This is a genomic window from Oscillochloris sp. ZM17-4, from assembly GCF_019599295.1.
Taxonomy (GTDB): domain Bacteria; phylum Chloroflexota; class Chloroflexia; order Chloroflexales; family Chloroflexaceae; genus Oscillochloris.
Genome location: NZ_JAIEWN010000056.1, coordinates 1 through 12,498, shown reverse-complemented (window position 1 = coordinate 12,498; position 12,498 = coordinate 1). Strand labels below are relative to the sequence as shown.

At 70.1% G+C, this 12,498-nt stretch carries 11 protein-coding genes; 1 reads left to right on the top strand and 10 read right to left on the bottom strand.

Annotation, left to right across the window (positions count from 1 at the left end):
* The 5 genes from K2Z83_RS24790 to K2Z83_RS24770 form a co-directional block, all read right to left on the bottom strand.
* Positions 1–1,247, bottom strand: a 1,247-nt coding sequence (locus K2Z83_RS24790) for a cell wall metabolism sensor histidine kinase WalK (RefSeq protein WP_220597858.1), incomplete at its 3' end; no start/stop codon positions are given.
* The gene (locus tag K2Z83_RS24785; RefSeq protein ID WP_220597857.1) at positions 1,244–1,942 is read right to left on the bottom strand and encodes a response regulator transcription factor; all 699 of its coding nucleotides are present in this window, start codon (positions 1,940–1,942) and stop codon (positions 1,244–1,246) included. The genes K2Z83_RS24790 and K2Z83_RS24785, both read right to left, overlap by 4 nt.
* A 103-nt stretch (positions 1,943–2,045) precedes the next feature.
* A complete protein-coding gene (locus K2Z83_RS24780) occupies positions 2,046–3,566 on the bottom strand; it encodes an RnfABCDGE type electron transport complex subunit D (protein WP_220597856.1) in 1,521 nt (506 codons plus the stop codon).
* Entirely contained in the window at positions 3,563–4,303 is a 741-nt protein-coding gene (locus K2Z83_RS24775) for an FAD:protein FMN transferase (RefSeq protein ID WP_220597855.1), read from the bottom strand. Before K2Z83_RS24775 ends, K2Z83_RS24780 begins: the two co-directional genes overlap by 4 nt.
* Before the next feature lie 62 nt (positions 4,304–4,365).
* A complete protein-coding gene (locus tag K2Z83_RS24770; protein WP_220597854.1) occupies positions 4,366–4,992 on the bottom strand; it encodes an FMN-binding protein in 627 nt (208 codons plus the stop codon).
* 246 nt (positions 4,993–5,238) lie between these two features.
* Here K2Z83_RS24770 and K2Z83_RS24765 point away from each other — a divergent pair, with 246 nt between their 5' ends.
* Positions 5,239–7,068, top strand: a complete 1,830-nt coding sequence (locus K2Z83_RS24765) for a sodium:proton antiporter (protein WP_220597853.1) — start codon at positions 5,239–5,241, stop codon at positions 7,066–7,068.
* A gap of 256 nt (positions 7,069–7,324) precedes the next feature.
* Here K2Z83_RS24765 and K2Z83_RS24760 read toward each other — a convergent pair whose 3' ends face one another.
* The 5 genes from K2Z83_RS24760 to K2Z83_RS24740 form a co-directional block, all read right to left on the bottom strand.
* A complete protein-coding gene (locus tag K2Z83_RS24760; protein ID WP_220597852.1) occupies positions 7,325–7,819 on the bottom strand; it encodes a biotin/lipoyl-containing protein in 495 nt (164 codons plus the stop codon).
* A 32-nt stretch (positions 7,820–7,851) separates the two neighbouring features.
* The gene (locus tag K2Z83_RS24755) at positions 7,852–9,330 is read right to left on the bottom strand and encodes an acetyl/propionyl/methylcrotonyl-CoA carboxylase subunit alpha (protein ID WP_220597851.1); all 1,479 of its coding nucleotides are present in this window, start codon (positions 9,328–9,330) and stop codon (positions 7,852–7,854) included.
* A gap of 75 nt (positions 9,331–9,405) precedes the next feature.
* Positions 9,406–10,941: an acyl-CoA carboxylase subunit beta gene (locus tag K2Z83_RS24750; protein WP_220597850.1), complete on the bottom strand. Its 1,536-nt coding sequence runs from the start codon at positions 10,939–10,941 to the stop codon at positions 9,406–9,408.
* On the bottom strand, positions 10,941–11,660 hold the full coding sequence (locus K2Z83_RS24745) for a 4'-phosphopantetheinyl transferase superfamily protein (RefSeq protein WP_220597849.1): 720 nt from the start codon (positions 11,658–11,660) through the stop codon (positions 10,941–10,943). The genes K2Z83_RS24750 and K2Z83_RS24745 overlap by 1 nt, the downstream gene beginning before the upstream one ends.
* Positions 11,661–12,034: 374 nt before the next feature.
* Positions 12,035–12,498, bottom strand: a 464-nt coding sequence (locus K2Z83_RS24740; protein WP_220597848.1) for a P1 family peptidase, incomplete at its 5' end; no start/stop codon positions are given.

Below are 12,498 nucleotides of genomic sequence, written 5' to 3'. Positions count from 1 at the left end.
AAGCGCTCCTGCACGCGGGGCAGATCCTCGGGGGGGATGCCGGGGCCGTCGTCGCCGACGGCGATCTCCAGCTGGCCCGCGCGGCGCTCGGCGGTGAGGCGGATGGCCCCGCCCTCGGGGCCGTACTTGATCGCGTTGTCGAGCAGGTTGCCGACCATGATCGCCAGGTCGCTCGGGGCGATGGCGGCCTCGCCGAGGCCCGCGCCCAGCCCCACAGCGATCTGCTGGCCGCGCGCGACGGCCCGCGGGCGCGCCGAGCGCACGCAGGCGGCCAGCTCGTCGGCCACGAGGATCGGGCGCTCCGGCGGCGACGGGACGCCGCTCTCGGCCCGCGAGAGCTGGAGCAGGTCGCCCACCAGCCCGGCCAGCTGGCCCACCTCCTCGTCGATCTCCGTCGCGTACTGTCTGGTCTGCGCCGCGTCCACCCCGCGCGTGGCCAGGATCTCGGCGCGCAGCTTCATCGCCGCCAGGGGCGCGCGCAGCTCGTGCGAGGCGTTGGCCACAAAGTCGCGCTGCTGCTGGATGTTCGCCTCGACCCGCCCGGCCATATGGTTGAACATCGCCCCCAGCGCGGCCAGCTCGCTCGCGCTGTCGTCGATCTCCACCCGCGCGTCCATGCGCCCCTCGGCCATCTGCTCGGCCACCCCGCGCAGCTCGGCCAGCGGCCGGGTGATCTGGGCGGCCAGCCACAGCGTGATCACCAGGGTCAGCAGCAGGGTCGCCGCCGTCACCCCGCTCAGGGCCAGCCAGCGATCCCAGAGCTGCGCGCTCACCGGGGCCAGCGACGAGTCGATCTGGAGGATCCCGATCACCCCGCCCTCCTCGTGGTGTACCGGCACGGCGGTGGTGAGCCGCTCGCCGTCGCGGTGGCTGACGATGTCGCCGGCCAGCAGGGCCGGCAGGCCGAGCGAGAGCGCCGCGCCGCCGCCGCCGCTGCTGGCCAGCAGCCGGCCCGCGGTGTCGAAGATGCTCAGGTTGGTGTCGGCCGGCAGCTCGCGGCGCCACTGGTCGCGGTGGGCCTCCCAGAGGGCCATGATCTGATCGACCTGGGCCTGCTCCAGCGTCTCGGAGAAGCTGCCGGCCAGCAGCAGGGCCGTCACCTGCTGCTCGTGGGTGAAGGACTCCATGGTCATGCGCGACATCTGGGTGCCGGCCATGAGCAGGAGCAGGCCGAGGCCCAGGGCGAGCACGGAGATGATCGCGACGGCGAGCTGGCCGCGCAGCGAGCGGAAGAGGCCATGGATCATGTCGCCTCCCTGGCGCCGGCGAAGCGGTAGCCGACGTTGCGCACCGTCTGGATGTACTGCGGGGCCGAGGGGTCGTCCTCGATCTTCTGGCGCAGCCAGCGGATGTGTACGTCGAGGGTGCGGGTGTCGCCCATCCAGTCGGTGCCCCAGATCTGGCTGAAGAGCTGCTCGCGGGTCAGCACGCTGCCGGCCTGCTGCATCAGCAGGGACAGCAGCTCGTACTCCTTGTGGCGCAGGGCCAGCTCCACATCGCCCTTGTAGGCCCGGCGGGCCGCCAGATCCAGCCGGACGCGCCCGATCACCAGCCGGCTGTCGGGGGCGCGGGCCGTGTCCCACTGCACGCGGCGCAGGATGGAGCGGATGTGGGCGATCAGCTCCTGCGAGGCGAAGGGCTTGGTCAGGTAGTCGTCCGCGCCCAGCTCTAGGCCGCGGATGCGGTCCAGCTCCATGCCCAGGGCGCTGAGCATAATGATCGGCACCTGCGAGAACCTGCGGATCTCCTGGCAGACCTGCCAGCCGTCCATGGCGGGCAGCATGATGTCGAGCAGCACCACGTCGGGGCGCTCGTCGATGACGGCGCGCAGCCCGGCGGCCCCATCCCCGGCCACGAGCACGGCGAAGCCCTGGGCCTCCAGCAGAAAGCGCATCGGCCCGGTCAGCCGCTCGTCGTCGTCGATGATCAGGACTGTCGGCATATGTGCCCAAGCACCAATATATATATATTGTGTGGCAATGCCAGCTTCGCGGGGCCACCGACGCTCCCAGGTGTACCCAGCGCTTATTCGCGCTAACAAAATGTTACGCCAGCCCCGAGAAGAAGTCTGTCCGCACCTGGGCGCTGCGCACCCCCAGCTGGCGCAGCGACTCTTGGAACGAGTCTACCATACTCGGCGGGCCGGAGAGGTAGAAGATACAGCGCTGGAAGTCGGGCACCTCGGCCTGGATCATCTGCGGCGTGATCCGGCCGACCCGGCCCTTCCATCCGGCCGGCAGCTTGCGGGTGTCGGTGACGGTGTAGATCGTCTTGATGCCCAGCTCCTCGCGGGCGCGGTCGAACACATCCTGGTAGACGATGTCGCGCACAGAGCGGTTGCTGTAGAGCAGGGTGATCGGCCGGCGCTGGCCGGTGTCGAGCAGCTGCTTGACCATGCTGCGGAAGGGGGTGATGCCGACGCCGCCGGCGATCAGCACGCACTTCTGGGCGAGGTCGGCGGGCAGGGTGAAGTCGCCGGCGAGCTGGCCGGCCACGATCTCGCTGCCGGGCTGCATCCTGAGCATGGCCCGCTTATACGTGCTGGAGTGCTGGTAGAACTTCACCCCGATCCGCAGCTCCTCCTCGCTGGGCGATGAGGCCAGCGTGAAGTAGCGCCGGTTGCCGCGGTCGTCCGGCTCGCGGTGGCCGAGCGTCCACTCCATGTACTGGCCGGGGGCGAAGGCCAGCCGCCCGGCCGGCTGGAAGACAAAGTCGTAGATATCGGGGGCGAGCTGGATCTTCTCCTTGAGCCGCAGCACCAGCCGGGCCTTCGGGCTGACGATGTAGGAGAGCAGGTTCCCGGCGATGATCGCCAGCTCGGGGGTGACGTAGAAGCTGCCGATGTGTACCTGCGGCGCCGAGAGCAGCCCCACCAGCCCGCCGTAGATCAGCTGCCAGCGGCGGGTGGGCGGCGTGGTCAGCGGCTCGGTCACGAAGACGAAGGCGAAGAAGAAGATCGGCGCGTAGAGCAGCGTGCGCCAGAGGGTGGTCAGCGGGTCCTCGCCGGCGGGCAGGCTGAGCAGCAGGGTGGCCGCCGAGACGGACACGAGGAAGGTGGCCACCATAGCCCCGCGGCGGATCTTGCGGGCCACCAGCAGGCCGCCGACAAGCACGAAGGGCAGCAGCATGGGGTTGCCCACCCACCAGCTCGCCGACTCGTTCACCGACAGGTAGGTGATCGCCACCGCCGCCGCCGCCGGGTTGAACAGGTGCTTGCGGTCGATCACCAGCAGGTACTTCGCGGCCATCGCCAGGGCGCCGGCCCACCCCAGGAACCACAGGTCGCCGTAGCCCTCGATCGGGGTGATGATCAGGGCCAGGATGAGCGCGGTGATGTAGGTCGAGTCGCTGGCCGGGGCCACCGAGAAGCCCCAGGCCAGCAGGCGGTTGCTGGCCCAGCAGACGGCGATCAGGAAGCCGGTGCTGAACAGGAGCGCGTAGGGGTCGTAGGCCAGGACGCCGCCGAAGGAGAGGATGCTGGCCACGCCGATCAGGAAGGCCAGGTAGTAGACGACCAGCCGGTACATGGTGACCCGGTTGAGCATGCGGTCGACGAGGGCGATCATGATAGGACGTACCTCCCGAACCCAGTGGTGAGCGTGGCCTGGCCGCCGGCGTCGATCATGTAGCCCTCGAAGCCGGCGAGCCGCTCGATGAACAGGATGCCGCGCCGGCCCATGGCGAATGCCGCCGTGGCGAAGCGGTCGGCCTCGTAGATGTTGGGTCCGACCACGGTGAGGCTGACGATCTCCTTGATCGGCCGCCCCGGCGCGTGCGGGTCGTAGACGTGCTGGCCGCGGATGTAGGTGCCGGAGGTGGCCACGCCGCAGCCGCTGATCGCCAGCACCTTGACGATCTGGCGGATGTCGAAGGGGTTGCGGATGCCGACCCGCCAGGGCTCGCCCTCATCATTATGTCCAGCCGCCTCGATATCGCCGCCGGCGTCCACATAGAAGTGGGCGCAGCCGGCCCGGCGCAGGATCCCGGCGGCGGCGGCGATCGCCCAGCCCTTGACGATCCCCGCCGGGTCGTAGCGGCCATCCCGCCAGATATTGAAGTAGCCGTCGGTCTCCCGGCGGGTCTGCTCGGCCATGGCGAAGATCGCGCGCATCTCCGGGCTGGCGTCCTCAGGCCGCAGGCGCCCGGCGTTGATCGCGCTGATCTCGCTCGTCTCCTTGTAGGTGCTGAACCGCTCGTCCACCTGGCGGAAGAAGGCAAACACCGACTCGACCAGCGTCTCGTCGTCGGAGCCGAGCACCTCGACGGTGATCGGCATGCCCATGAGGATGCAGGTGGTTTTCATAGTAGGAGGCAGGAGGCAGGAGGCAGGAGGCGCTATCCTGCCTCCTGCCTCCTGCCTCCTGGTCAAGATCGGGCCTGGCTCAGGGCGGCCTGGAGCGACTCGGCGAAGGCCTCGCTGGTCAGGGTGGCCCCGGAGATGACGTTCACGCGGGCGCTCTGCACCTGGATGGCCTCGCTGGTCAGGTAGGGCATGGCGTAGTTGTTGATCCGCACCGAGGTGCGCCGGTGGTTCGGGAAGTCGAGGAAGCTGACGTCGGCGAGCTGGCCGTTCTGGATGGTGGCCTTGACCTGCACGTTGCCGAAGTAGGCGTCCACGACCGGCCCGGTGTACTCGCCGTCCTTGTAGGGGCCGAGGGCGACGGCGGGGGCGGCGGTGGGCGGCGCGGGCGGCAGCATCGCCGGGGCGGCGGTGGGCCTGGGCGCGGCGATCTGCATGGGCGAGGGCGTCACCCCCGGGGCTGCGCCGGCGATCTGGCGCGGGGCCGGGGTGAGCGTGGGCGGCATCGGCACCTCGCGGGCCACGGCCACCGACGGCGCCTGGCTGGCCGCGGCCAGCGCCGCGGCATCGGCGCCGAGCATGCGCTCGTGGACGGCGTACGCGGTGAAGGAGCAGACCACGAAGGCCGAGACGGAGTACTTCTTGACGGCGCGGAGCAGGGGCGAGGGGCGGCTGGACTGGCGCTGCGACATATAGTTCTGTGTCCTGATACGCGGGTGCGGCTGATGCTGATCGCAGTGTAGCGTATCGCGCCGGCCGGCGTGTTAACAAGGGCGCAACATAGCTTAAAAGTAGCTTAAATTGCGCCCCCGGCACAATCTGCGCGACCATGATAGACTACCTCGTAGGATATGGGGGCGGCGTATGCCCCCGCACGCTATTCGACGCAGATGTGCGCGGCCCCGCCGCGCACATCTGCGCTTTGTGGAGGAGCTTCTATGTCCGAACACGCCCTTGTCAGCGTCGCCGGGATTCTGGTCCTTGGGGTCGGCGCCCAGTGGCTGGCCTCGCGCCTGCGCCTGCCATCCATCCTGATGCTGCTGCTCTTCGGCTTCGTGGCCGGCCCGGTGACCGGCTGGCTCGACCCGGAGCACCTCTTTGGCGACCTGCTCTTCCCGGTGGTCTCGCTGGCGGTCGGCGTGATCCTCTTCGAGGGCGGGCTGAGCCTCCAGTTCAGCGAGCTGCGCGCGGTCGGCGGGGCGGTGCGCAACCTCGTCACCCTGGGCGCGACGATCACCTGGGCGCTCTGCACGGCCGCCGCGATGCTCATCCTCGGCTTCTCGCTCTCGCTGGCCGCCCTGCTCGGGGCCATCCTGGTGGTGACGGGGCCGACCGTGATCGGGCCGCTGCTGCGCTTCGTGCGGCCCTCGGGCTCAGTGAACGCCATCCTCAAGTGGGAGGGCATCGTGATCGACCCGATCGGCGCGACCATGGCGGTGCTCGTCTTCGAGGCGGTGCTGTCCAGCGGCCCCGAGGCGGCGGCCCTGGTGGTGGTCGCCGGGATCGTGACCACGCTGGCGGTCGGCGCGGCGGTGGGCTCCCTGGCCGCCGGGCTGCTGGTGCTCTGCCTGCGCCGCTACTGGATCCCCGACAACCTGCAGAGCCCGGTGACGCTGATGCTGGTGGCGGGAGCCTTCGCCCTCTCCAACACGCTCCAGCACGAGTCCGGCCTGCTCACCGTCACGCTGATGGGCGTCATCCTGGCCAACCAGCGCCTGGTCTCCATCCGCCACATCGTGGAGTTCAAGGAGACGCTGACCGTGCTGCTGATCGCCGGGCTGTTCATCGTGCTGACGGCGCGGCTCCAGCTCGCGGACATCACCGGGCTGGGGTGGGAGAGCCTGGCCTTCCTGGCGGTCGTGATCCTGGCCGTCCGCCCGATCTCGGTTTTCCTCTCGACGATGGGCTTCGGCCTGAAGCTCGGCGAGCAGGCCTTCATCAGCTGGATGGCCCCGCGCGGGATCGTGGCGGCCTCGGTGGCCTCGATCTTCGCCCTGCGGCTGGCCGAGGCCGGCGTGCCGGGGGCCGAGCGCCTCGCGCCGATCACCTTCATGGTGATCGTGGGCACGGTGCTGGTCTACAGCCTCACGGCGGTGCCGGTGGCCCGGCGGCTCGGCGTGGCCCAGCCCGACCCGCAGGGGGTGCTGATCGTCGGGGCGCACCAGCTCGGCCGCGCCCTCGGCGCGGCGCTCAAGGGACTTGGGCTGCGCGTGCTGCTGATCGACAGCAACCCGGCCAATGTGGCGGCCGCCGAGCGCGCCGGCCTGAGCGCCGAGGCGGGCAACATCCTCTCCGACGAGCTGATGGAGTCGCTCAACCTGGGCGGGATCGGCCGGCTGCTGGCGCTCACCCAGAACGATGAGGTGAACACCCTGGCGGCCACGCACTTCGCGCCGATCTTCGGTCGCAAGCAGGTGTTCCAGCTCCAGCCGCGCGGCGAGGCCCAGCCCGGCAAGGTGACGATCCCGAACCACCTGCAGGGCCGGCTGCTCTTCTGGCCCGAGCTGACCCACACCGCCCTGACGCAGCAGCTCGCCCGCGGCGGCGAGATCCGCGTGTCCACCCTGGCCGCCCGCGCCGGGGGCGGGTTCCAGACGCCCGAGGGCCGGCGGGCCACGCCGCTGCTGCTGGTGGGCGAGGGCGGCGCGCTCCAGATCGGCGCCACCGACCAGCCGCTCTCGCCGCGCGCCGGCCAGCGGGCGATCGTGCTGATTGAGGCGGCCGACCTCGCCCCGCGCGCGCCCGAGCTCGATGTGGCGACGGCGTAGGGGTTGGGGTGGCTCCGCCACCCCTAAAGATTTTTTGTTGGAATTTTGGCGGCGAAGCCGCCAAAATTCCAACAAAAGCAGGGTCTGGGGCAGAGCCCCATGCGCATCACGTTTAGGGCTGCCGCCCTAAAACCGGCGTTGTTTTGGCCAACATGGCCAGCAAAGCTGGCCATGTTGGCCAAAACAACAAGAGATTCCGGGGAGCCGGAGGCTTAACGTGACGCGCATGGGGCGGAGCCCCAGGACGGTGTATCAGCTACGCGATCTCGGCCAGCAGATCGTGCAGCCGCACGCTCTGGCCGGCTCTGACGCTCAGGCTGGCGACCCGCCCGGCCCGCGCCGCGCGGATCTCGTTCTCCATCTTCATCGCCTCCAGCACCAGCACGGGCTGGCCGGCCTCGACCTCCTGGCCGACCTCGACCAGCACGCGGACGACGATGCCGGGGATGGGCGTCTTGATCCGGGCGTCGGTGCTGACCGGGCGGGCGACCCGCACGTCGAGGTCGCGCACATCGATCTGGTGGCGTCCCCGCCACGACTGGATCCAGCGTAGCTCGTGGTCGATCTGGAGCTCGTAGGCGCGCGTGTCCACCACCGCCCACTGGATGGACTCGGGGGTGGACAGCGATGAGGCGGCCACGCGCAGCGGGACGCCGTTGACCTTCGCGGTGACAAATCCGTCCGTGGCCGACAGGTCGTCCACCTCTACGGTGAACTCGGCCCCGTCGATGGTTATCTGGAGCTTGTGCATTGGTCAGGCTTTCTATAGACGCCAGAGCGCCCCTACGGGATCCGGCGGCTCTCGCGGTACCAGCCGCTGGTGAAGGCCGGCGGCGTGGCGGGGCTGGCCGAGCGGGCGCGGGCGAGGAAGGCCAGCGCCGCCACGGCCGCGATATCGCTCAGGTTGTCGTCGGAGGGGGGCGTGTCGATCAGGTGGCGCTGGCTCGAGTCGGTGGTGTAGCTGCCGGAGACAAACTCCTCGTCGTTGACGATCAGGCGCAGCAGCCCCAGGTTCGTCTGCACCCCGTTGATCTGGAACTCCTGCAGCGCGCGGTGGACCCGGTGCAGGCACTCCTCGCGGCTAGTCCCCCAGACCACCAGCTTCGCCATGAGCGAGTCGTAGTGGACGGGAACCTCGGAGCCGGAGTAGGCGTAGGTGTCCACACGCACGTTCGGCCCGCCGGGGATGCGGAAGCAGGTGATCTGGCCGGGGCTGGGCATGTAGCCGTGCCAGGGGTCCTCGGCGTTGATCCGGCAGAAGATCGACACCCCGCTCAGTCGCACCTGCTCCTGGCTGTAGCCGAGCGGCTCGCCCGCCGCGATGCGCAGCTGCTCGCGCACCGTGTCGATGCGGGTCACCATCTCGGTCGCCAGGTGCTCGACCTGGATGCGCGGCTTGATCTCGGTGAAGTGGTGCTGGCCGGCGCTATCGACCACAAACTCGACCGTGGCGGCCCCGCAGATGCCGAAGAGGCGGGCCACCTGGATGGCCGTCTGCCAGATCGCCTCGCGCTGGGCCTGGTCGATCCCCGGCGCGGGAGACTCGCCGATCACCTTGCGGGTGTTGCGCTGGATGGACCCGTCGCGCTCGCCCAGGTGGACGATCGTGCCGTGGCAGTCGCCCAGCACCGGCACCTCGATATAGCGCGAGGCCGGCATCGCGGCCTCCAGGTAGATGTGGGCGTCGCCGTAGAAGGCCTGGGCCGCGCCGGAGGATCGCTTGACCACCGCCAGAAGCGTATCGCTGTCGTAGACCACGTGGGTGCCGCGGCCGTGGCCGCCGGCGTGGGCCTTGACCACCAGCGGGAAGCCGATCCGCGTGGCCTCGGCCAGCATGGCCTCACCCTCATCTGGGGCGAAGGAGCGCGAGGAGGGCCGGGTGGTGGGGATGCCGGCGGCGCGCACCCGCTCCAGGGTGTCGATCTTGTTCCGCACCTGCTCCAGCACCGCGCTCCCCGGCCCGATCACGGCGACCCCGGCCTCCTCACAGGCCCGCACAAAGCCGGGGTGCTCGGAGATGATCCCATAGCCGGGGTGGACAGCGTCCACGCCGACACGCAGGGCCACGGCGAGCATGGCCTCGGGGCTGCGGTAGTCGCCCTGGGCCGGCAGGGCGTGGGCCTCATCGGCCAGGCGCACGTGCAGCGCGCCCATATCGTCCGGCTCGTACACGGCCACGGCGGCGATGCCCATGTCGCGGCAGGCCCGCACGATGCGGACGGCGATCTCGCCACGGTTGGCGACTAATATTTTTTTGAACATACCAATTCCTCGTAGGGCCGAGGCATTCGGGTTTGTTGCAAAGCGACAAACCCGAATGCTTCGGCCCTACACGATTTACATCGGCGAGATGCCATGCTTCTTGGGCACGTGGCGGTCGCGCTTGGCGAGGGTGACGTGCAGAGCGCGGATGAGCACGCGGCGGCTGTCTCGCGGCTCGATCACGTCGTCGATCAGGCCGCGGGCGGCGGCGACGTAGGGGTTGTTGAACTTGTGCTGGTACTCGGCGGCCAGCTCGGCGCCGCGGGACTGCGGGTCCTTGGCGGCCTTGACCTCGTTGCGGAAGAGGATGTTGACCGCGCCGGCCGCGCCCATGACGGCCAGCTCGGCGTTCGGCCATGCGTAGAGCAGGTCGCCGCGCAGGCCCTTGCTGCTCATCACGCAGTAGGCCCCGCCGTAGCTCTTGCGCAGGATGAGCATCAGCTTGGGGACGGTGGCCTCCGAGTAGGCGTAGATCAGGCGCGCGCCGTTGCGGATGATCCCGCCGTACTCCTGGCTGGTGCCCGGCAGGAAGCCCGGCACATCCTGGAGCGTGATCACCGGGATGTTGTAGGCGTCGCAGATGCGGATGAAGTGGGTGGCCTTGATGCTGGCCTTGATGTCGATCGTGCCGGCCAGCACCATGGGCTGGTTGGCCACGATCCCCACCACGTAGCCGTCGAGGCGGGCGAATCCGACCACCATGTTCTGCGCCCAGAGCTCGTGGATCTCCAGGAAGCGCCCGTCGTCAACCACGCTGCCGATCACCTGGCGCACATCGTAGGGCTTGTGCGGATCCACCGGCACCAGCTGCTCCAGCTCGGGGCAGCGCCGCTCCGGGTCGTCGCGCGGGGGGATGTAGGGCGGGTCGCTCTGGTTGTTGGAGGGCAGGTAGCCGAGCAGCTCGCGCACCCGCAGCAGGCACTCGCGGTCGTCGGCGGAGAGGAAGTGGGCCACGCCGCTCTCGGTCGCGTGGACCCGCCCGCCGCCAAGCTCCTCTTGGCTGACGCTCTCCTGCATCACCGAGCGCACCACATCGGGGCCGGTGATGAACATGTAGCTGTTCTCGGTCATGAAGATGAAGTCGGTGAGGCCGGGCGAGTAGACGGCCCCGCCGGCGCAGGGGCCGAGGATGACCGAGAGCTGCGGGATGACGCCGGAGGACTCGCAGTTGGCGTCGAAGATGCGGGCGTAGCCGCCGAGGCTGTCCACGCCCTCCTGGATGCGCGCCCCGCCCGAGTCGTTGAGGGCCACGAAGGGGCAGCCGTAGCTGAGGGCCATGCGCATGGCCTTGACGATCTTGTTGGCGTGCATCTCGCCGAGCGAGCCGCCCATCACGGTGGCGTCCTGGGCGGCGGCGAAGACCTGGCGGCCCTGGACGAGCCCGAACCCGGTGATCACGCCGTCGCCGAGCCGCGATCCCTTGCCGCCCATGTAGCTCTCGTAGCGCGGCGTCACCAGGGTGTCGATCTGGTTGAAGCTGCCCTGGTCGAAGAGCAGGTCGATCCGCTCCTGGGCGGTCAGCCGGCCGCGCTTGTGCTGCGCCTCGACATCTTTGTCCGAGCCTGCGGCCGCGGCCTTCATGGCGCGCAGCCTGTCAATATGCTCCTGCATCAGGTTCCTTCCTCATAGACGATAGTGATCACACAGCCGTCCTGCTCCCGCCAGCGCCCGGCGAGGGGCGCGCCCGTCAGCTCCGTGTGGATGGCGACCGAGGCCCAGCCGCCGGCGACGGGCGGCGCGGGCAGACATGTGACGGCCCGCGTATCGACGCGCAGCCCGTGCCGCGTCAGCTTGAGCGCGGCCTCCTTGGCGCTCCAGATCGCCGTGGCGAGCGTGTCGTAGAGCGCGGGCGGGGCCGCCGCGAGCAGGGCCAGCTCGCAGTCGGTGTCGTAGGCCTCAGCGAAGGCCGCACCCCGCGGCCGGATCTGCTCGATGTCGGCGCCCACTGCGATTGCAGATTGCAGATTGTAGATTGCAGATTGAGTGCTCGTCAGCATGGCACAGAGCGCCCGCCCCTCGCTGTGGCTAATGCTGATCGCGAGGGTCTCCAGCTCTGCGGCGACGTGGGGCAGGGCCAGCGCCATGCCCCAGGGCGCGACCCTCGGCGCGCCGTCGGGGTCGCTCAGCACCATGATCGCCTCCAGGGGCAGATCCAGCCCGCGCCCGGCCATGTGCCTGCGCAGCAGCCGCTTGGCCGCCCAGCGGCCGAGCAGCCAGTCGCCCCGGCGCTTCTCCGCGCGCAGCCCGGCGTAGCGCTCCAGCTCCGGCGGGGCGAGGATGTGCCCCGGCGGGGGGAGCCCGTTGCGCTCGGCGATCAGCCAGTCGATCATGAAGGCCCTCACCCCCCATCCCCCTCTCCCGCTGCGGCGGGAGAGGGGGAGTCCATAGTCCCGTCATGGCCCTCACCCCCCCAGCCCCCCTCTCCCGTTCGCTGCGCGAACAGGCGAGGGGGGAGCCGGAAGGCAAGCGGATGGTCTGCCCCCCCCCTCTCCTGTGGCCGAAGGCCGGGGAGCCGGAAGGCAAGCGGATGGTCTGGCCCCCCCTCTCCTGTGGCCGAAGGCCACGGGAGAGGGGGCAGGGGGGTGAGGGCCGCTCGGCGGTAGACGGTCAAGCTGCAACGAACCTTCTCCAAAAAGATAAACGCGGCTGCGCGGCGGTTGTGCCGGCGATGCGCGCGGCATTCCTGAGGATGCGCGGCCCGCCCTCAGCGGCGGGGCGGCGACGACGACGCCAGCGCGGCGATCTGCTCCAGCGGCAGCGCCTCGACGGCGCGGCCCTGGAAGCCCGCCGTCGTCGTCGCGGCGCAGAGCGCGTTGTAGATCGCCTCCTCGGCCGCCTCGATCGCCGCCAGGAACAGCGGCGACATCGCTGCGTTCGCCAGGTCGGCGACCTGGGCGACGGGGGGCTCGCGCCGCTGGCGGCGTCTGACGCCCTCGGCCACGCTGAAGGCCAGGGCGTAGTCGCCGGAGCCGTCGCTCATCGCGGCGCCGGTGCGGGCCAGGCCGGCCAGGCCGCGGCGGGCCAGGCGGGCCAGGTTGCGGTCGGAGAGCGGCGCGTCGGTGGCCAGCACGATGATCACCGAGCCGTCGGCGTCGCCCGCGTCGAGCTCCTCGCGCAGGTAGTGGCGGCCGAGCGCCCTGCCGAGCGGCAGCCCATCGACCTGGAGCA